Genomic DNA, 18,143 nt, shown 5'->3' on the forward strand with positions numbered 1-18,143 from the left:
CCGCAAGGCTTATCGGGCGAACCGGAACGTTGCCCGGACCTCGCCGATAAAGTCCGCAGGCTGCTCCAGCGCCGCAAAATGGCCGCCGCGTTCAAGCTCGTTAAAGTGAAGCAGCTTGGCAAAGCGCCGTTTGGCCCAGCGCTTCGACAGCCTGGTCTGCTCGCCCGGAAACATGCTGATGCCGGCCGGCGTCGCCATCGGCGCGGACGGCATGCCGCCTTGCCGCATCGCCTGCATGGTTTCCCAGTACAGGCGGGCCGAACTGGCGCCAGTGTTGGGCAGCCAGTACAGCATGATGTCGTCGATCATGTCGTCCAGTTCGAATGCGCTTTCGGCGTTGCCGCCGCTGTCGGAGACGTCCTGGAACAACGCATAGATCCATGCGGCCAGTCCTGCCGGCGAGTCCGCCAGGCCGAAGCCGACCGATTGCGGGCGCGAACTTTGCAGCTGGTAGTCGCCGGAGAACTCTTGATTGTAGCGCCGGGCGTCGTCCAACATCGCTTGCTCGGCCGGCGTGGCGTTGGCCCGCTCCTGTTCGGTCGGCTGGAACATGACCATGTTCAGGTGAATGCCGATCAAGCCCGGCGGCGCCATATAGCCCAGCGTGGTGGTGACGGCCGCGCCCCAGTCGCCTCCCTGCGCCGCCCAGGACGCATAGCCGAGGCGGGCCATCAAGGTCGTCCACGCCTGCGCGATGCGGCCGACGTTCCACCTGGTGGCAGCCGGCTTGCCCGAAAAGCCGAAGCCCGGCAGCGAAGGAATGACCAGGTGAAAGGCGTCGCGGGCCTTGCCGCCATGCGCGACCGGGTCGGTCAGCGCGCCGATCACCTTGCGAAACTCCAGCACCGATCCCGGCCAGCCATGCGTGAGCAGCAGCGGGACCGCGTCCGGCTCGGGTGAGCGCAGGTGCAGGAAATGGATGTCGAGCCCGTCGATTTCGGTGCGGTACTGGCCGAGGCCGTTGAGCAGGGTTTCGCAGCGGCGCCAGTCGTAGCCATCCTGCCAGCGGGCGACCAGCGCGCGCAGTTTGGCCAGTTGCGGCCCCTGACTGGTGTCGGGCACGGTCTCGGCATCGGGCCAGCGGGTCTGCGCGAGGCGTCGCTGCAGGTCGTCCAGCTCGGCTTGGGGAATGGACAGATGGAATGGATGGACTGCGTCGGACATGGTGTTGCCCTCACGGTGTGCATCGGCTGGCCCGCGGCGGCAGGGCAGGTGGGACGCGGGTACAATCAGCGGGTTTGCTGGATTTAAACTGAACTGAACGGTTCAGTCTAGATTAGAACAGATTCAATTCGACATGAGGAACGACGCTGTGGGGAAGGACAGCATGGACGCGGTAGAACACGACAAGCGCGGCGCCGGAGGGCGGCCGGCGGCGGGGCGCAAGGGTGAGGTCGATGCCCGGCTTCTCGACGCGGCGACGCGGCTGTTCCTGGCCTTGGGATTCGACGCCACCAGTTGCGACCAGGTGGCCCTGGATGCGCGCGCCGGCAAGGCGAGCATCTATGCGCGCTATGCCAACAAGGGGGCGCTGTTCGCCGCACTCATCGAGAGTAATCTTGCGCGCCTGTTTGCGACGCCCGACGCGCTCGACGTTGCCGACAGCCCCTTGCGCGAACGCATGACAGTGGCCTGCCTGAGCGTGGTGGAGAAAGCCTTGCAGCCGGATGCGGTCGCTTTGCTGCGCCTGCTCGTCGCGGAAGCGCCGCGCTTGCGCGACATGGCACTGAGTGCCGACCAGGTGCGCTGGCGCATGGGCGTGGGGCGGGTTGCCGACGCCATTGCCGCGCGCTCGTCCGAACCCGATGCGATCGCCAGGGCGACCGTGCCCGCTACGCAGTTGATCGACATCGTGCTCGCGCCGGCATTGATGCGCGCGCTGCTGGGTGAGGATGAGGCTGGGCTCATGCCGAGCGCGAAAGAGTGCATCGGCGCGGCCATCGACTTCCTGGCTGCGGGCGGAGCCTTGGACAGCTGGGATGAAGCTGCCTCCCCGGATACTTTCTACAAATGACAAAAACTGACGCGTCCGTATTGAATGAACTATCCCGGCTGGAGAAGCAGGCAATTGTCGTCGAGGATTTTGATGAAGGTGGTGACGCCCTGCAAGCGCTGGCGAAGTTAGATAAAGCGCGTGCGCGGGAGGTGGCATTGAGGATCCTGCGCGAGGAGATCGGCGACGTGTATTATCAGGCCTCTGCGTTTGATGTTCTTTATGGTATTTCTGCGCCAGATGCGGTTCGGTATATGGAGGCAGCCGCCACGACCGTCGATCCCTATATTCTGGGTAGCATGCTTACCGAGATTGCCGTCGATTCGGGCTATATCGAACATCAGGCCCTTGTGGCGAAGGCGGTTCCGCTACTGCGCCGCGCGCTCGCAAGCCGGACCACGAAGGAGTTAAGTGCAATTGAGGCATCCGTAAAACACTTCGAGGAGACTTATCCTGCCTAAATCCGGTGTCAGGTCTGACATTCGGACACGAACTCAGCATAAGATGGCCAGTCGTTTGCTTTACGCTCGAGTTTGTGTCCGTTTGTCAGACCTGACACCGGGTTGCTGGAGCTCGATGCGGACGGGCGCCGGTGCACATGTTGGCAATATTGGGCGTACACGCCAACAAATGGACGATCGTCAAAATCGAGGTGTCATTTACCAGCGCTTACGGCGGGCAGAATCTGACGCCGCAACAAAAAATCGCGCAAAGCTGTTCGGTGCCGTTTCATATCCGTCTGCGCAATGATGTCGCCCTGGCGTCGATACGGCGATAGGACCGCAGGTTTCATCGGCTCGGCATCCGATGCCAGGGGCGTGACACCGGTGGTGGCCGCCGTAGCGCACTGCGACCCCGCTCGACGTCACATCGAGAACACAACGCCGCCCCGCTAATCCCCCTTGCGCAATTGCTCGCTTCGATGGCTGCTCGCGATGGATGGCCACCCTTGTGCCGTATCCACGCTTGGCCGTCGGAAAGGAATTTGTTTCCCAAATTCACTAAAATATTGACGCAATTTTTGAAAAGATCTTTAATGGGTGATATAAGCAACTATATGCGATGAGGGTCATCGTTCAAAACAAAGGTGGCGACCTTCGTTCTTCCTCCCTTTGCAGACATCGTGAGGAGCCAGTGAAAACAATTATCGAGTACAGCACCTCACGGGCGTTGTCGGGCGGGCCGTGCCCTGTTACCGGCCTCGCGAGCGTCCGGTGAACACACTGGCCGCGCTGTGCATTGCTGTTTTGTTGAGCCTGGCCGCGCCCGCGCGGGCGGCCGATCTGTTGGCGCTCAAGCAGGGCAACAGGCCGCCGTTCTCGTTTCTTGACGCGCAAGGCAATGCGGTCGGCATCGAAGTCGACCTGGTCGCCGAAGCGCTGCGGCGCGCCGGACGGCGCGTGGCCTTTCATGAGGCCCCCAACGTACGGCTGCTGCCATTCATTGAGGGCGAAGGCGTCGACCTGGCCGTGAGCGTGCGCGGCAGCGACGCCGATGGCGTGTACTTCTCGGACGAATTCATCAGGTATGAGAACGTGGCCATTTCGCGCAGGGACAAGCGCATCGCGCTCAAGGCGATCGCCGATCTCGACCGCTACACCTTCGCCATTTGGCAAAATGGCTGGCGCGACCTGGGGCAGGTCTTCGAGGCGCGCTACCGGCCTCGCGCGAATGGCCTGTTCCCCAGGAACTATTTCCAGCCGGCTAACCAGAAGGCCCAGAACAGGATGTTCTGGGTTGGCAGGGTGGACGTGATCATCGTCGACAAGAAGGTCTTCGAGTGGTATCGCAAGCAATACAGTGCCGAGTTCAACACCCAGGTCGAACTCGACTACCATGCGATTTTCGATGCGACCACCGGGTTCAAGGTCGCGTTTCGCCGTCCCGAACTGCGCGACGCTTTCAATCGTGCGCTCAACGCCATGCGCAGGGACCGTAGCTACGACGAGATTGTCGCGCGCTACGGCGCCAGATGAACGTCAGAACTTGTAGCTGGCCCGCGCGTACACGAAGCGCCCCGAGCGGCCGAACGGCGCGCGGTTGGCGTACGGCACCGCCGCCGTGGTGTTGAGCGAGGCCGGCACCGGGTCCGAATACACGTCGAACAGGTTGTCCGCGCCCAACGCCAGCGTCGCGCCGCCGGCCAGGGTGTAGCGCGCTTCCAGGTTGACCACGGTCTTCGGCGTCAGCCAGAAATCGCTCGCTTGCGTGCTGCCCGCCGACAGCACCTTGCCGTACCGCGTGGCGTTGAAGGTCGCGCCCCATTGCGCCAGCTTCCAGCGCGCGCTGGCGCTGATCTTGTTCTTCGGCTGGCCTTCTTCGATACCGAGCACGTTGGCGCGCCCGAACAGGGAAGGCGCCGGGCTCAGCGCTTCGAGCTGCGCCGTGACCGGTACGCGCGTCACTTCGGTGGTGTTGAAGTTGCCCGCCAGGGTCAGGTCGATCAGGCCCGCAGCGCTGCGCAACGGCCAGTTGGCCACCACGTCGATACCCGTGGTGGTCGAGTTCACGCCGTTGATGAAGAAGCGGCTCCCGCCCACGCCGCTGTAGCCATTGGCGCTGAGGAACTGGCGCACATTCGCTTGCGTCAGGTTTTCACTGAGCACGATGCGGTCGCGGATCTTGATGCGGTAGGCGTCCAGCGTCAGGCTCACCGGGCCGATGCGGGCCACCGCGCCAAGCGCCAGATTGACCGATTTTTCCGCTTCCAGCGGCTTGGCGCCGAGCGCGACGGCCACCGGGTCGTCGGGACGGAAGGTGGCGATATTGAACGCCGCGCCGTCGATGAAGGTCATCGCGGTCGATGTGTAGAACTGCTGCTGCGGAGAAGGCGCGCGGAAGCCGTTTTGCAGCGAGCCGCGCAGGCCGAACGCCGGCGTGAAATCGTAGCGCGTGGCCAGTTTGCCGGTGACGTTGCTGCCGAAGTCCGAATAGCGCTCGGCCCGCACCGCCAGCGAGGTCAGCAACTCCGACGTCAGCTTGGTTTCCAGGTCGAGGAAGGCGCCGATCGAATGACGCCCGCTGTCGATGGCGTTGGCCGGGGTGTAGCCGGGGAACACTTGCGAGCCGGCCGCGCTCGGACGGCCGTCGGCCAGGGTCACGCCGCCGTAACGGTAAGAATCGGGCTCGCCGGCCCACAGTTCATAGTTTTCGCGGCGCGCTTCGGCGCCCACGGCCACGTTCAGCGGCGCCGGCAAGATGGCCACGCTGACCGGTTTGACGGCCGAAAAATTCAGGGTCAGCTGGTCGTAGGCAAAACCGCCGGCGTCGAATTCGGTTTTGCTGGTCGCGCCGAGCGAGCGGTTGAGCGAGTTTTCGACCGTGAACGCCATTTTGTTGCGGCCGAAACCGAGCGAGGCGTCGAAGTCCCAGCCCTGCGCGCTCCACGCCAGCCCGCCGGTGGCGCTGAAGTCGTCCACCGTCGGCGCGATGACGGGCAGGTAGCCATCCGGATAGACCGAGACGATGTTTTCATCTTGCAGCGGACGGCGGAAGAAGCCGGCGGCGCTCGAATCGCGCTTCTGGTAGCTGGCCGAGCCGTACAGTTTGGCCTCGCCCGATAAGGCAATGCCGGCGTTGGCGAAGATGGTCGATTGGGTCAGTTCCGGCTCGCCGCCCCAGGTGTTGTAGCGCTTGATGGTTTGCTCGCGCGGGTCGAACTTGCCGTTGATGAGGGGATACTGCTGGCGCACGTCGTAAGCGCTGCGCTCGGTATGCGATTGCTTCTTGTATTCGGCCGCCACGGTCAGGAAGCCGTCCTCGCCCAAGGTAAAGCCTTTCCAGCCGCTGACGGTGGTGGTCTGGCCGTCGGTGCGCTTGCGCTTGTTGGGCACGTCGAGCGCCAGGCCGGCCGGCACGGCGCCGGTGTTGTAGTCGTATTCCGAGATGCGCGCGCCGGTGCTCACGCCAACTTCCCCGCCGCTGCGGTTTTCGCGCAGGCGGAAGTTGATCACGCCGGCAATCGCGTCCGAGCCGTACTGGGCGGCGGCGCCGTCACGCAGCACTTCCACCGTCTGGATGATGCCCGCCGGGATGGTGTTCAGGTCGGCCGAGGCCGAACCGCGCCCCACGGTGCCGTTGACGTTGACCAGCGCCGACGCATGGCGGCGCTTGGAGTTGACCAGCACCAGCGCCTGGTCCGGCGCCAGCCCGCGCAGGGTGACCGGGCGCACGGTGTCGGTGCCGTCGGTCAGGCCCGGACGCGGGAAGTTCAGCGCGGGCAGGGCGGCCGACAATGCCTGGCTCACTTCGGTCACGCCATTGTTGTTGATCAGGTCGGCCGACACCACATCGACCGGGGAGGCCGTATCGAGCACGGAACGGTTCGATACGCGGGTGCCGGTCACCACCACGGCCGGCGGCGTCTCGGCGCCGGCGCTGGTGTCGCCGGTCTGGGCCAGGGCCGGAATCCACAGCGACGCCATCGACATGGCCAGGATGCTGAGACGCAGACCTTGGGGGGCGCTTTGATAACCGTGTTGCTTCATTCTGTTGACTCCTCAGTGATGGGGCGCCGGCACTGCGGCCGAACGGGCTGCCACTATAATTTGCGCCCGGCGTTAACAGAACGACGCATTTCACATAAGCTTAGAAGGGCCGGCGAGGTGCTATTTCGTCAGGCGATCGAGCAGTGCTTGCCCGACTTGCAGGGCGGACGCCGGATTCTGGCCCGTGATCAATTCCCGATCCGTGACCACGTAGCTGGTCCATGGCGTGGCATTGCTGCTGTAGCGCGCGCCGGCCGTTTCCAGCGCCGTTTGCGGCAGCAGTTTCATGACGCCTCCCTTGAGCGAACCTTGCGCCAGGCCTTCTTCCTGGTTGCTGATCACGGTCATGCGGTAGCCCGCGTAGATCCAGCCCGGCGGCGTCGCCTTGCCGCCTTGCTCCATGCGCTCGATGCTGGCCTCCGGCTTACTCAGTGCCGACAGCAGCGCCGCCGGGCCGTGGCACACCAGCGCGGTCGTCTTGCCGGCCTGGTGGAAGTGGGCAAGCAGGCGTCCGAGCGCGGCGCTGCGGATCAGGTCTTGCATCGGCGCGTGCCCACCCGGAATGTAGAGCGCGTCGTAACGCGCATAGCCGATCTGCTCGACCCGCGCCAGGCTGATTACCGGCGAGCGCTGCTGCGAGGTGATCTCGAGTTTGGCGACCAGGTCCTGATGCTGCTTGAGTGTGGCCGCATCGCCGCCGAAGTACATGACGTCGAGCGAGGTGGCGTCGACCGTCGGAGCCTGTCCTGTGGGCGTGGCGAAGGTGACGTCATGGCCGGCGTCGAGCAGGAGCTTGAGCGGCTGGGCCAGTTCGTTCAGGTAAAAGCCGGTCGGGTAGCGTTTGCCATCCTTCAGCTCGAGGTGGTTGGCGTCGGACAACACGACCAGCACGTTGGCGGCCTGGCTGGCGCCTGCCAGGGTCAGCAGCATGGCGGCGACGAGGGGTTTGAGGTGGTTCATAGTCGGTTTCCTTCGGTAGTTAGCGTAGGCAAGACTATATTCGCGCCTTGAAAGGAGATAAACTACCTGCCCGGTCAATGATTAGTTCTTGAAAGGCAAAAATGGCGCGACGTTACGGGCATTTGGGCGATGTCGAGATTTTCCTGGCGGTGGCCGAGCACGGTTCGCTGACGGCGGCGGCGGTGACCCTGGCGACCACGGCGTCGGTCGTCAGCCGCGCTTTGGTCCGGCTGGAGCAACGCCTCGGCAGCCAGCTGTTGCGCCGCACCACGCGCAGCCTGAGCATCACCGATGCCGGCCGGCTGTACCTGGAACAGTCGCTGTCCGCGTTCGCGCTGATCGACGAGGCCGAGCGCGCCATTTTGGGCCAGGCCGACGAGGTGGCGGGGCGGGTGCGGCTGAGCGTGCCGACCACGTACGGCCATTACCGCCTGCCGGCCTTGCTCGACGCCTTTGCGCGGCAGTATCCGCTGGTGCGGGTGGAACTCAACATTGCCAACCGCAACGTGGACCTCGTGGCGGAGGGGTTTGACGTGGCGGTGCGCCTGGGCGAGCTGCCCGACAGCGGCATGGTGGCGCGCAAGCTGGAAGACGCGCCGCTGTGCCTGGTGGCTTCGCCGGCTTACCTGCAACGCGCGGGCACGCCGGCCTCGTTCGACGAGCTGCAGCGGCACGCCTGCATCTGCTTCGTCATGCCCAGCACCGGGCGCGTCTCGCCCTGGCTGCTGCGCGATGCGGGCGGCGATGTGGACTGGTCGCCGGCGGCGCGCTTGACCGTCTCAGACGATGTGCTCGGCGTGGTGTCGCTGGCCGCGCATGGGCTGGGTGTGTGCCAGAGCTACGACTTCATCGTGCGCGAACGCATCGAGCGGGGCGAACTGGTGGAGCTGCTGCCCGCCATGCGCGGGCGCACGCGTGCGTTTTCGGCGATTTATGCCGCTCACCGGCGCCCGTCGGCGGCGGCGCGCGCCCTGATCGGCGCGCTGACGGGCGCACGCTAGCGCGGTGGCGCCACCTCGAACAGCGCGTACAGCGCGTCGAGCGCGGCGCTGGCGGCGGCGACATGCTCGGCGCTGAAGACGGCGCGGGATTGGTCGAACCGGGTGCCGATCATCCGCACATGGTCCTTCATCGGCGCGGTGATGTGGGCGCCGGCCGCCAGCAGGTCCCTGGCGATGACGATCATCTCGGTCAGCTGCGCGTTGTGGCAGGTCTTGAGCGCCAGTTCCAGCGGCGTCAAGCCCTGTGCGTCGACGGCGTCGACGCGCGCCCCGTGCGCGAGCAGCACGCCGGTGCTGCCGGCGCGGTGGCAGCGCGCGGCGTCGTGCAGCGGCGTGGCGCCGGACGCGCTGGGGCGGTTGACGTCCGCGCCCAGTTCCAGCAACACCCCGATGCGGCCGCGCCAGCTGCATGCGCGCAGGTGCAGGGGCGTGTCGCCGGAGGTGTTGGTCGCGTACAGATCAGCCCCTTGCGCAAGCAGCCAGCGCGCCAGCGGGTCCGGGCACAGGTCGAAGGCCAGCGCGCTGCGCTTGTCGTCGCCGCCACGGGCGTCGATCAGGCGCGTGTCGAACACGGCTTTCAGTTCATCGAGATCGCCGTTGTCGAGCATCGCCTCGAACTCCTTGGGCAGTAGTTTCCTTTTAGGCTAGACCATGCCGCGTCCTCGATAACAGCAATATGATCGGTTTGCGCATTCTAAACCGGCCCGGCAGGCGATGCGCAAGGATGGGATAATGGACCATGCGCCTGTCCCTGTTGCGCCGCATCCTCGCGAAAACCGGTTCCGGAGCCTACTTATGCTGATGCTGTCGAAACATTTACCCAGCACCAGGGCCTTGCAGTGCTTCCTGGCGGTGGCGCAAGAGCTCAATTTCCGCCGCGCCGCCGAGCTGATGAACATGTCGCAGCCGCCGCTGTCGCGCCAGATCCAGGGCCTGGAAGAGATGCTGCGGGTGCGCCTGATCGAGCGCGACACGCAGCGCGTGAGCCTGACCCCGGCCGGCGTCGCGTTCAGGGAAGAGGCGCACAAGCTGCTGCTGGCGCTCGATGCCGCCGTTGGCGGCGTGCGGGCGAACTGCGACGACGCCGATGCGGTACGCATGGGCCTGACCAGCGTGATCAATCACGCGCTGATGCCGGCCTTGCATGCGCTCGTCAGCGATGCGGCCTTTACCGGCGGGCGGGCGTTGGAACGGGCATGGTCGCGCCAGCTGGCCGAGCGCGTGAGCAGTGGCGCGCTCGATCTGGCGATCGTCGGCGATATCGCCGCGTCGGGGGCGGACCTGGCGGTCGCGCCGCTCGCTTGCGAACCGATGATCCTGGTCTTGCCCGAGACGCATCCGGCGGCGGCAAACGCGCAGGTCGACCTGGCCGACGTCGTCGACTTGCCGCTGTTCTGGTTCGCGCGCGCCGACAATCCGGCTTTTTACGACAAGTGCGAGCGCGCTTTCAGGCACCTCGGTTATGCGGCCCCGCGCCGGCCCGAACCGAAAGACTTCACGCTGTTGCTGGCCGCGGTGGCGGCGGGCGAGGGCGTGGCGCTGTGCCCGCAATCGATGCGGGCGACGTCGCGCCTGGGCGTGGCTTACCGCGCGCTGCCGCCCGCTGTGGCCCGCTTGTTGTCGATCGACGTGCAGGTGGTGGCGCGCGCGCACGAAACGCGCCCGGCGGTGTTGGACAAGATCGCGCATATCCGCATGGCGCTGGCGCGCTAGCCTTGACTGCTGGCGGCTGCGCCGGGCTTGGCCTGCTTGCGCCAGAAGGTCGCACAGTCGGCTTTGTCGGCGATGTTGAAGCCGATGATTTTCCCGAGCAGGGAAAAGTCGACGTCGGCGCGCCAGGGAATGCGGATTAACAGTTTGGTGTGCTCGTAGCCGGTCTGCTTGATCTGGCCGGAGAAGTGCGCGATGGCGGCCGCTTCGGGAGCCACCGCCAGATGATGCCGGGCCGTGCTGAAACCAACGATAAAGGTGCCGTGATCGGTGAACATGGGCTGGTTCCAGGCAATCCTGCGTTCGAGCGCGGGGAATGTCTGGCCGACCCAATCGAGCACCTCGCTCGTTCGCGCGCGCTGGGATGGCTCGTCCATCTGTGCCAGATAATCCGAAAAAACGTTCATGGTGTGCCTCAGGAATGACGTTGATTTTCCGCAGGCCTACGATGTTACCTCAGCATTGACGACATGTCGGGCTTTTAGCGTCGACATTCATTGGCAATCGCATGATGTTGCCGCGATAATATTATCCAGTCCAGCTTTTGGGAGTTAACATGATCATGCAATCTCTATCTTCAAGTCGCGGCGCCGTGAAAGCGCTTTTGCTGGCAGCGATTTTCCTGTCCTCGGCAGCACAGGCCGTCGAGGTGACGTGTCCTGACTTCTATCGGAACAAGACGCTGACGCTGCCGCCCGATTCGTCCGATCCGGAAGGCCATGGACTGCTGAAACCGGCGCATCTGAGCTATACGTATATTCACGATGGCGATCTGTACAGCGAGCAGACAATGGTTCCGCCTGCCTCCAGGAAGGTCAAAGGTGGGTGGCAAACCGAGTTCGGCGTCGTCGCGGATACGGATAACTGGCTGGTGTGCGTGTATGGCGGGCAGACGTGGGGCGATGGCAGCCTGGAGCGTTGGCAACGGATCGACAGCAAGCTGAGCTCGTGTGTATTGCACGTCACGCAGACCAGTAAGCCGCGCAGCCAAACTGTCTGGAAGGCCCGGGCGAGTTGCAAGTAATCATCCTGATGCGGTCCGGATCGAATCAGCTTATCGTCACCGGCCTCGGCTTGCCGCAATTGTATCAACCCGAAGTCTGCGATTTAACATTAATTTATTAGCAATACTGCGGCGTTGCAGCGATAATACTGATTAGTTAATATTTTTGGAGTCAACATGGCAACAGATGTCTACATGCAACTCGACGGTATCAAAGGCGAATCCACGGATGCGGGCCACAAGGACTGGATCGAGGTATCGCGCGTGACCTGGAGCGTGTTCCAGCCGGGTGCATCGACAGCGTCGACGGCCGGCGGGATGACCACCGGCAGGGCGGAACTGTCGGACCTGTCTTTCAAGAAGCTCGCTGACATGGCGTCGCCGATCCTGCAACAGCATTGCGCCATGGGCAAGACCATTCCCAAAGCGTCTTTCCAGTTCATGCGCGCCGATGGCGATGGCAAGCCGGTCAATTATTACACCGTGGATCTGGAAAACGTGATCGTGTCGAGCGTGACGCCCGATAGCGGCGACAGTGGCATCGTGATTGAATACGTGCATCTGGCGTATTCCAAGATGAAATGGAAATACACCCGCCAGGGCATCAAGGGCGGACCAGAAGGCAACTCCGCCGGCGGCTGGGATTGCGCAGCGAACCGCTGCGCGTAAGGGGAGGTTGCAATGCCTCACCCCGTCGTTTATCGTGACAACCTGGATGACCTGATGGCGGAATGGAAGCGCACGGACACGAAAAAGATTGGAAACGGGCAGTGCGTGCGCCTGCCTCAAGAATATACCAATGTTGGACATACAAGCAGATGGCAACGCGGGGCCAGGGTGCTCGATTTGACTACCCTGCCGCCTGGCACGGTCATCGCCAACTTCAAGCTCGTGAATAACAAATGGCGGTTTCCTAACGAAAAAGGGTGGCATGCCGCGCTATTTTATGGTTTCGCCGAGGTCGAGAAAGATCCCAAAGGCAAGCCCACTGCGATTGTCATGGTTGATCAGTGGACAAACAAAGCACCGGGCATGCGTCGCGTAAGCTCCTGGACAGCTGCGGAAAAAAAAGCCAATCCGAAACGGGCGGAGGCATCGAACGAAGCCACGGAATTTTACGTGGTAGAGGTGCAGTGACAACGCTGTTATGCAAGCACCTATACCGTGTCCGCCATGTGCAAGTAAGCAAGCAGGAGATGCACGAAACCCGTACGTCGCCTGCGCCCCCACCGTAGCGCTCAGCGTGGCCGGGGGACTGGAATCCCGGCCGCTTTGCGCCACTCCGCAGCTCTGACCGGATCGGCCGCCACGCCAATGCCGCGTTCGTAGATGTTGGCCATGGTGCGCTGCGCGGCCTTCTCGTACAGCGCCCGCGCCTGGCCGTCGTCGCGCGCCACACCGCGTCCGGTTTCGTAGCAGCGCGCAAGATACGATTGTCCCGACGGGTCGTCTTGTGCCGCCGCCATGCGCAGCAAGGCCACACCTGGTTCCATCGAGCCGGGGCCGTTATCGTCGATCAGCATCGCTCCGTAGTACGCCTGGGCGCGCGCCAGTCCTTGCGCGGACGCCTTGCGCAGCCAGGCCCGTGCCGCCTCCTTGTCGGCGGCAAGGCCGACCCCTTCGAACAGCAGCGCGCCCAGCATGTGCTGCGCATCGGCCAGGCCCAGCTCGGCGGCCTTGCGGTACCAGACGATGGCTTGTTCCAGGTCGGGTTGACCGTCGTCGCCCATATGCAGCGCCATTCCCAGAGCGAAGTGGGCCTTGGCGTAGCCTTGCGCGGCCGCTTTGCGCCACCATGCGTATCCCTCGGCCCGGTTTTGCGCGACACCTTCGCCATCGAGGTAGATCGTGCCGAGCCTATACTGCGCCGCCGCTTAGCCACGTTGCGCCCCGGCACGGACCACGGCCAGTGTGGCTGCCGCCTCGGCCGGGCCGGGTCCGTCCAGGGTCCATGCATACTGCATTTTCATCCACGCCTCGACCGGCTGGCCGCCAGCGCCGGGGTGCTGATGACGGCCGAAAACGTATCAATTCTACATGTCGACGTTTGGTTCGGCAGGTCTGATCAGCTGGCGCGCTGCCAGTCCATGATCCAGTTTTCCGCCCAGCTGCGGCCGCCGTCGCGCGACACCGCCTGGCGCCAGCGGCACGACGCCGGGCCGATGCGGTCCCAGACGCCGCGCACGATGACCGCCTGGCCGTCTTCCACATCGGCCGCGTCCCAGGTGCCCACGCCACCCTCGAAGCCGCCCCAGCTTGCCGGATTGAGCACGCCGTTCTTGCGGTTGCACCAGTAGTCGGCCCAGCGTCCTTGCTTGACATCGAGAATGCGCAGTCCCATGCCGCTGAAGTTGCGTGACGGGATGCGCAGTTCCTCGACGCTGGCCAGGCCGCCCAGCAGGCTGCTCACGCTGGCCTCGCCGTCGAATGCATCCCACTGCGTGTCCTTGAACTGCCTGTGCCGGATTTTCCACTCGCCCGACAAAAAATCGAAGTCGCCCGGCTTGCCGGTTGCCGCCGCTGGCGCTGCGGCGGCGCTGCTTGCGCCGGGCTGGCCTGCTGCGACGAGGCCGGCGGCCGCTTGCGGCAGCATGCGGCGTTGGATGTTGGTGGTGCTGCTCATATCGCTCTCCTGTCACTGTGGTTAACGACAGCGAGCATGAGGCTTATTCAGGGCCGATTGCGCCCTGTTAAGATTCTTGGGGCGGTTCGTGTCCGAGCGCTGTGACGACGTACGCCAGTGCGTATTCGAGATCGTGCAGCGCGATGACCGCGGCGGGTGAGGTGAAGTACAAGGTCAGGTCGAGCGTCGATTCCATGCGCCAGATGCTGCTGACGAAGGCGCGGCAATCGTCAATGCGCGCCACGATGTGGAAGGGCTGCCCGCAAGGGATGTGAACCTCGGGGCCGGCGCTGGCGATGCCGGCACAGACAAGGTCCAGGACGGCGGCCCGGTCGACCGGATGAGGCCAGTGCCGCAGCGTCGGCGCGTCAAGCGCGTTCGCCTGCGCAAGCGCTTGCCGATGACGCAGGAAGTCACCCGGCGCGGGCATGGTGATGCGCACATCGCCAAGCCCGTCCAGCGCGGCGGCGAACTGGCGCACGCGGCGCTCGAGCAGCTTGATGCGCAACTTCTCGGAGGTCATGGTGGTTGTACCCGGCTCACCCGGCGATAAGAACCCAGAGCGCGGCGCCGAGGAACATCGGCACTGCGTTTAACACAAAGCTCACCCACTTCAGCCCGGGGAGGGTATCGGGCTCACTGAACGAGGCCATGGCGACGAACATGCCGATGCCGCTGCCGATCACCAGGGCGGTGGCCGCGTCGACGACGCAATCGAGCATGAAATTGCCGCAGCTGAAACCAAGCGATTCAGTCCATGCCAGCACGAATACGACGAAGGTCAGCAGCGCGATGGCCACGCTGAGAAGGGCTAGCTTGCTGGCGTGAATCAGCATGGTGATGCTCCGGAAAGGCTGGTGGTGTTCATGCGCATAAGGCCTGCATATCGCGAATCAGTTCGCTGGCCGCGATCGGATCGAGTGCGGACAGCGGTTCGGCGGTGCCGACCGAGCCCCATTTGTCGCCCTCGCCGGTGACCAGCTCGCACAGCCGTTGTTCGGCGGCGCTGTCGGTCGCGTCGGCGTGGATGCCCGGTTCGAGCCACAGTACCGCAATGCGCCCGGGCGCGACGAATTTGAAGACGTTGGCGATGACGCCGCCGCCTTCGGGCGTGCCGCGCCGCCAGCCTTTGCCGGCCAGGCCCAGCACCCGCCCTGTGGGCACCGCCGCGCCGTTCCAGCGCAGCAGGCGGTCGGACGTTTTTTCAGCGTCGCTCAGGGTGTAGGTGTCGCGCCCGATCTGGGCGAAGGGCTGGGTCAGTTCGTAGTCGGCCAGCAGGGCGCCGAAGGCGGCGGCGTGCGCCGCCGGCAGGTCGAGCGCATGCGGGATGCCGATGAGCGCGTCGGGCGGCAGCGCATACGCGTCGTCGGCGGCGTCGGTCAGGGCGCCGTCGGGGGCGACGCGGAAGCATCCGAGCAGGCGGGGGCCAGCGGCCTCCCAGGCGCCCCAGACGATGCGCTGCACCAGGTGGCGCAGCAGCGGATGGCCGGCCAGGAAGGTGTGGAACACCTGCGCGTCCCAGCGCCGGCGCGTGCACATCGCCACTTCCAGGCGCTGCACCTGTTGCGCGGCGATGGTGCGCGCATCCTTTTTCAGGAGCTTGAAGCGCGCCACGGCGGCATCGGCCAGCGCCGCGTCGTCGCCCTTGTTCGGCTTGGGCAGGTCGGGCAGGCGCTTGCCATCGGCGTCGCGCACGCAGGGCTTGAGCGCCTCGTCAAAGCCGACCAGGAAGGCGCGTGGCCCGAAATCGAGCCGCAGCGTGCCTTGCGCGTCCAGGCCCAGGTCCGGCGCCAGGCGGTCTTCCAGCTCTTCGCTGGTCAAGCCGCGCGCGGCGGCGACCTCGGCGATTTTTTCGCGCGCGCGCTCTTGCAGGGCCTTGAACTTGACCTTTTGGGCGATGCCGTTAAGGAGGACCAGCGCGGTGTCGCTGCCGAGCCGGGCCAGCACGTCGAGGCCGGTGACGGCGCGCGCGTGCTGGCCTTCACCCGGCCAGGCGCGGATCAGCGGCGCCAGCTTGCGCGCGGTGTCGTCGTTGCCGACCAGGCCGAGCGCGCTGAAAATCCAGCCCTCGCGCGATTCCGAGCCGGCATCGGTCCAGGCGCGAAAGGCGTCCCACGCAAAGGCGGCCAGCGATTCGCCGGTGCAGGCTTGGTGCAGCTGGTCCACGCCCGCGTACACGCCATCGGCGTGCGGGAAGCGCAGCATGACGCCGATATGCTCCAGGCTCGCGACGGGGAGTGGCTGGCCGCTGGCGGCAAGGCGCGGCCGGGTCCAGCCCTGTGGCTGCCAGAAGTCGGGCAGCTTGGCGATTTTTGCCGGATGACGATCGAGCCTGTCCTGCTCGAGCAGGGCGCGCAAGGCCGCTTCCACCTTCGCTTGCTCATAGCGTGCCGCGACCTGCATCAGCAAGGGCGCGTGGCCGGCGCCGGCGATCAGGAGCAGGGCGGCGCGCGCCTGGTCGCGGGCCGCACCCGGCTTGCCCAGCGCCGGCGCGATCAGGCCGCAGGCCGCGTGCTCGGGATTGGCCAGCAGCCAGTCGCGCGCGGCGCTGCGCGGCGCGCCGGGTTTGAGCGTGGCGCAGGCGCGCGCCATCGGCGCCGCCAGTTCCACCGCGCCGAAATAGCGGGCGTGCCGCAGTTCCTGGGCGGGGCGGCGTTCGCACAGCGTGACCAGGTTGGGCAAGCCGCGCAGGCCCAGGGTGCCTACCACGCACTGCGCTTCGCTTACCTCGAAGCCGTCCAAGGCGTTCCAGACCTGTTCATTCATCGGTTCCGGCAGGCTGGCGAGCATCCAGCCGCTGATCCACGCATCGGCGCCGCGGTGGGCCTCCCAGATCGCCATGAACGCGTCCGCGTCGGCCTTCATGACCGCCTGCGCGGCCTGCATGGTAAAAGGCGACGTTTGGATTCCCAGGTGTTTGACCGCCATGACCGGGTCGCGTAGCACGTCGGCCGGGGCGTATCGGGGAACGGGAATGTGCGCCATGGTCGCGCGTTCGGCTGTGCTCCAGCGTTCCACAGGAGCCAGCGCGAGCGCTTCGAGCAGCAGCGGCGCCGCCGCTTTTTTGGGCGCCGCGTGCCAGGGCGGCGAGGCCAGCACCGGCGGCAGGTCTGCCGTGCCTGCATCATCGGCCGGGGTGCCGGTTGCGGCGCGCGCGCCGATCTGCGCCAGCACGCGCGCCGCCTCAATCGATATCCACGGCGTGAAATCGGGCAGCGAGCGCGCGTGCGTGTGCGCCAGGGCGGCGAGCACCGTGCGCGCCGACGCCGGGCCGGCGCCGTCGGCCGCGACCAGTTCACTGAGCGCGGCGATGGCGGCCAGCGGCCAGCGCTGCGCCGCTTTCGAAAAACGCACCGCCGCGTCCTTGTTGACATCGCAGGCGAGCGCCATGGCGCGCATCGAGGCGGGGGTGCCGATGCAGGCCAGTGCGCGCCCGGCCGCCGCGATGGCCGCGCCGTCTTGCAGCAGCGCGACCGCGTCCACGCCGCGTTCGCGCACCGCGCTGGCCACGGCGGCCGGGGTGGCGTGGTACATCTGGTGCCAGTGGCCTTCGCGCGCCGTCAAGCCGCTCAAGGCGGCCAGGCTGGCCGGCGCGGTCGCGGTCAGGCGCAGCCAGGCCGCGCTTTGATCATGCGCCAGGATGGCCGGCAGCAGCGCCAGTTGGTCGGACAGCGCCGGCTCGTCCGGCAGCAGCACCCCGAGCAGCGGCTGGCGGCATGGATGCAGCGTCGGCACGGCGCTCCGGATCATCTGCACGCACTGCGCATAGACGGCGGCGTCGGCGACGGCGAGGTGGGCGCGCAGGGCCAGTTCGGTGGCGCAGAAGGCGGCGTGCATGGTGGACAGGCGCTTGCCGTCGCCATCGCATGTGTACAGGCTGACGCTGCCCATGAACGAGTACACCCAGAACTTTTCCAGCTCCAGCAAGACCTGCAGCGCATACGCCAGCCCTTTGGAGGCAACCAGGAAGTCGATGAAAGGCGATCCCTGCGCGCGTTGAAGGTCGCTCTCGAACACGGTTTGCCCGGCCAGCAGGACCACGTCGGATTCGGGCGTGCCTTCGCGTACGTCTCGCGCCACGCGCCCGGCCGCTTCGGGGTGCTCGGCCCAGGTCGACATGAAATCGCATTTGCGGCGCGCTTGGGCGATGTAGGTGGCCCAGGCGACGCCGGCGTCGCGCGGTGGGGGCGCTCCGGGAAAGCGGCGCGAGGGCAGCGCGGCGCCGGCCAGGCTGGGGGACAGTTCGATGAGCGGGCCGGCACCAAGCCAGGGTGGGACGAGCGTCGATGTGTGCGGCATGCATTTTCCTGGCGTGAATAGTGATGAACCCAGCGATGAAACCAGTGATCAAACAGCGCCGGTCTTG

The 18,143-nt window shown here is 65.6% G+C and carries 19 protein-coding genes and 1 pseudogene; 9 read left to right on the forward strand and 11 right to left on the reverse strand.

Features of this window, described 5'->3' with window-relative positions; translation table 11 throughout:
• Positions 1–9: 9 nt before the first annotated feature.
• Positions 10–1,164 (reverse strand): epoxide hydrolase family protein, encoded by a 1,155-nt coding sequence (locus tag F2P46_RS00750; RefSeq protein ID WP_166884326.1) that lies wholly within the window; start codon positions 1,162–1,164, stop codon positions 10–12.
• A gap of 163 nt (positions 1,165–1,327) precedes the next feature.
• Here F2P46_RS00750 and F2P46_RS00755 point away from each other — a divergent pair, with 163 nt between their 5' ends.
• The 4 genes from F2P46_RS00755 to F2P46_RS00770 all read left to right on the forward strand — a co-directional run bounded on the left by F2P46_RS00755 (position 1,328) and on the right by F2P46_RS00770 (position 3,969).
• Positions 1,328–2,014 (forward strand): TetR/AcrR family transcriptional regulator, encoded by a 687-nt coding sequence (locus tag F2P46_RS00755; protein WP_166884327.1) that lies wholly within the window; start codon positions 1,328–1,330, stop codon positions 2,012–2,014.
• On the forward strand, positions 2,011–2,454 hold the full coding sequence (locus tag F2P46_RS00760) for a hypothetical protein (RefSeq protein ID WP_166884329.1): 444 nt from the start codon (positions 2,011–2,013) through the stop codon (positions 2,452–2,454). The genes F2P46_RS00755 and F2P46_RS00760 overlap by 4 nt, the downstream gene beginning before the upstream one ends.
• Positions 2,455–2,591: 137 nt before the next feature.
• The gene (locus F2P46_RS00765; RefSeq protein ID WP_166884330.1) at positions 2,592–2,771 is read left to right on the forward strand and encodes a hypothetical protein; all 180 of its coding nucleotides are present in this window, start codon (positions 2,592–2,594) and stop codon (positions 2,769–2,771) included.
• A gap of 436 nt (positions 2,772–3,207) precedes the next feature.
• A complete protein-coding gene (locus F2P46_RS00770; RefSeq protein ID WP_166884332.1) occupies positions 3,208–3,969 on the forward strand; it encodes a transporter substrate-binding domain-containing protein in 762 nt (253 codons plus the stop codon).
• Between the two features lie 3 nt (positions 3,970–3,972).
• Here F2P46_RS00770 and F2P46_RS00775 read toward each other — a convergent pair whose 3' ends face one another.
• Positions 3,973–6,480: a TonB-dependent siderophore receptor gene (locus F2P46_RS00775; RefSeq protein ID WP_166884334.1), complete on the reverse strand. Its 2,508-nt coding sequence runs from the start codon at positions 6,478–6,480 to the stop codon at positions 3,973–3,975.
• 120 nt (positions 6,481–6,600) lie between these two features.
• Entirely contained in the window at positions 6,601–7,440 is an 840-nt protein-coding gene (locus tag F2P46_RS00780) for a type 1 glutamine amidotransferase domain-containing protein (RefSeq protein ID WP_166884336.1), read from the reverse strand.
• Between the two features lie 101 nt (positions 7,441–7,541).
• Here F2P46_RS00780 and F2P46_RS00785 point away from each other — a divergent pair, with 101 nt between their 5' ends.
• On the forward strand, positions 7,542–8,441 hold the full coding sequence (locus F2P46_RS00785; RefSeq protein ID WP_166884338.1) for a LysR family transcriptional regulator: 900 nt from the start codon (positions 7,542–7,544) through the stop codon (positions 8,439–8,441).
• Here F2P46_RS00785 and F2P46_RS00790 read toward each other — a convergent pair.
• Positions 8,438–9,049 carry an ankyrin repeat domain-containing protein gene (locus tag F2P46_RS00790; protein ID WP_166884340.1) on the reverse strand — a complete coding sequence of 204 codons (612 nt, stop codon included), beginning with the start codon at positions 9,047–9,049 and terminating at the stop codon, positions 8,438–8,440. The genes F2P46_RS00785 and F2P46_RS00790 overlap by 4 nt on opposite strands.
• 187 nt (positions 9,050–9,236) lie before the next feature.
• On the opposite strand from F2P46_RS00790, the gene F2P46_RS00795 reads away from it, so the two are divergent.
• Entirely contained in the window at positions 9,237–10,154 is a 918-nt protein-coding gene (locus F2P46_RS00795; RefSeq protein WP_166884342.1) for a LysR family transcriptional regulator, read from the forward strand.
• On the opposite strand, the gene F2P46_RS00800 is transcribed toward F2P46_RS00795, so the two are convergent.
• Positions 10,151–10,558: an iron chaperone gene (locus F2P46_RS00800; protein WP_166884344.1), complete on the reverse strand. Its 408-nt coding sequence runs from the start codon at positions 10,556–10,558 to the stop codon at positions 10,151–10,153. The two genes, F2P46_RS00795 and F2P46_RS00800, sit on opposite strands and share 4 nt — an antisense overlap.
• Positions 10,559–10,707: 149 nt before the next feature.
• On the opposite strand from F2P46_RS00800, the gene F2P46_RS00805 reads away from it, so the two are divergent.
• The 3 genes from F2P46_RS00805 (at position 10,708) to F2P46_RS00815 (ending at position 12,291) form a co-directional block, all read left to right on the forward strand.
• The gene (locus tag F2P46_RS00805) at positions 10,708–11,175 is read left to right on the forward strand and encodes an STY0301 family protein (protein WP_166884346.1); all 468 of its coding nucleotides are present in this window, start codon (positions 10,708–10,710) and stop codon (positions 11,173–11,175) included.
• A 156-nt stretch (positions 11,176–11,331) separates the two neighbouring features.
• Complete coding sequence (locus tag F2P46_RS00810) at positions 11,332–11,823, forward strand: type VI secretion system tube protein Hcp (RefSeq protein ID WP_166884347.1); 492 nt, start codon at positions 11,332–11,334, stop codon at positions 11,821–11,823.
• 12 nt (positions 11,824–11,835) lie between these two features.
• On the forward strand, positions 11,836–12,291 hold the full coding sequence (locus F2P46_RS00815) for a BPSL0067 family protein (RefSeq protein WP_166884349.1): 456 nt from the start codon (positions 11,836–11,838) through the stop codon (positions 12,289–12,291).
• Between the two features lie 101 nt (positions 12,292–12,392).
• Here the strand turns inward: F2P46_RS00815 and F2P46_RS38155 are convergent, their stop codons facing one another.
• The 6 genes and pseudogenes from F2P46_RS38155 to F2P46_RS00845 all read right to left on the reverse strand — a co-directional run bounded on the left by F2P46_RS38155 (position 12,393) and on the right by F2P46_RS00845 (position 18,076).
• Entirely contained in the window at positions 12,393–12,677 is a 285-nt protein-coding gene (locus tag F2P46_RS38155) for a tetratricopeptide repeat protein (protein ID WP_306667665.1), read from the reverse strand.
• A gap of 42 nt (positions 12,678–12,719) precedes the next feature.
• Positions 12,720–13,016: pseudogene (locus F2P46_RS38735) on the reverse strand (tetratricopeptide repeat protein); the annotation flags it as partial.
• A gap of 203 nt (positions 13,017–13,219) precedes the next feature.
• A complete protein-coding gene (locus F2P46_RS00830) occupies positions 13,220–13,777 on the reverse strand; it encodes a hypothetical protein (RefSeq protein ID WP_166884353.1) in 558 nt (185 codons plus the stop codon).
• A 67-nt stretch (positions 13,778–13,844) separates the two neighbouring features.
• The gene (locus tag F2P46_RS00835; RefSeq protein ID WP_166884354.1) at positions 13,845–14,300 is read right to left on the reverse strand and encodes a hypothetical protein; all 456 of its coding nucleotides are present in this window, start codon (positions 14,298–14,300) and stop codon (positions 13,845–13,847) included.
• A gap of 16 nt (positions 14,301–14,316) precedes the next feature.
• Positions 14,317–14,613: a hypothetical protein gene (locus F2P46_RS00840; RefSeq protein WP_166884356.1), complete on the reverse strand. Its 297-nt coding sequence runs from the start codon at positions 14,611–14,613 to the stop codon at positions 14,317–14,319.
• 28 nt (positions 14,614–14,641) lie between these two features.
• Positions 14,642–18,076 (reverse strand): DUF4132 domain-containing protein, encoded by a 3,435-nt coding sequence (locus tag F2P46_RS00845; RefSeq protein ID WP_166884358.1) that lies wholly within the window; start codon positions 18,074–18,076, stop codon positions 14,642–14,644.
• Between the last annotated feature and the right edge of the window lie 67 nt (positions 18,077–18,143).

This window comes from Massilia sp. CCM 8734 (genome assembly GCF_011682155.1).
GTDB lineage: Bacteria > Pseudomonadota > Gammaproteobacteria > Burkholderiales > Burkholderiaceae_D > Telluria_A > Telluria_A rubra.

Coding starts and splice junctions, on each gene's coding strand:
- F2P46_RS00750 (WP_166884326.1), bottom strand. CDS start 1,164: ATGTCCGACGCAGTCCATCCATTCCATCTGTCCATTCCCCAAGCCGAG.
- F2P46_RS00755 (WP_166884327.1), top strand. CDS start 1,328: ATGGACGCGGTAGAACACGACAAGCGCGGCGCCGGAGGGCGGCCGGCG.
- F2P46_RS00760 (WP_166884329.1), top strand. CDS start 2,011: ATGACAAAAACTGACGCGTCCGTATTGAATGAACTATCCCGGCTGGAG.
- F2P46_RS00765 (WP_166884330.1), top strand. CDS start 2,592: ATGTTGGCAATATTGGGCGTACACGCCAACAAATGGACGATCGTCAAA.
- F2P46_RS00775 (WP_166884334.1), bottom strand. CDS start 6,480: ATGAAGCAACACGGTTATCAAAGCGCCCCCCAAGGTCTGCGTCTCAGC.
- F2P46_RS00780 (WP_166884336.1), bottom strand. CDS start 7,440: ATGAACCACCTCAAACCCCTCGTCGCCGCCATGCTGCTGACCCTGGCA.
- F2P46_RS00785 (WP_166884338.1), top strand. CDS start 7,542: ATGGCGCGACGTTACGGGCATTTGGGCGATGTCGAGATTTTCCTGGCG.
- F2P46_RS00790 (WP_166884340.1), bottom strand. CDS start 9,049: ATGCTCGACAACGGCGATCTCGATGAACTGAAAGCCGTGTTCGACACG.
- F2P46_RS00795 (WP_166884342.1), top strand. CDS start 9,237: ATGCTGATGCTGTCGAAACATTTACCCAGCACCAGGGCCTTGCAGTGC.
- F2P46_RS00800 (WP_166884344.1), bottom strand. CDS start 10,558: ATGAACGTTTTTTCGGATTATCTGGCACAGATGGACGAGCCATCCCAG.
- F2P46_RS00805 (WP_166884346.1), top strand. CDS start 10,708: ATGATCATGCAATCTCTATCTTCAAGTCGCGGCGCCGTGAAAGCGCTT.
- F2P46_RS00810 (WP_166884347.1), top strand. CDS start 11,332: ATGGCAACAGATGTCTACATGCAACTCGACGGTATCAAAGGCGAATCC.
- F2P46_RS00815 (WP_166884349.1), top strand. CDS start 11,836: ATGCCTCACCCCGTCGTTTATCGTGACAACCTGGATGACCTGATGGCG.
- F2P46_RS38155 (WP_306667665.1), bottom strand. CDS start 12,677: ATGCTGATCGACGATAACGGCCCCGGCTCGATGGAACCAGGTGTGGCC.
- F2P46_RS00830 (WP_166884353.1), bottom strand. CDS start 13,777: ATGAGCAGCACCACCAACATCCAACGCCGCATGCTGCCGCAAGCGGCC.
- F2P46_RS00835 (WP_166884354.1), bottom strand. CDS start 14,300: ATGACCTCCGAGAAGTTGCGCATCAAGCTGCTCGAGCGCCGCGTGCGC.
- F2P46_RS00840 (WP_166884356.1), bottom strand. CDS start 14,613: ATGCTGATTCACGCCAGCAAGCTAGCCCTTCTCAGCGTGGCCATCGCG.
- F2P46_RS00845 (WP_166884358.1), bottom strand. CDS start 18,076: ATGCCGCACACATCGACGCTCGTCCCACCCTGGCTTGGTGCCGGCCCG.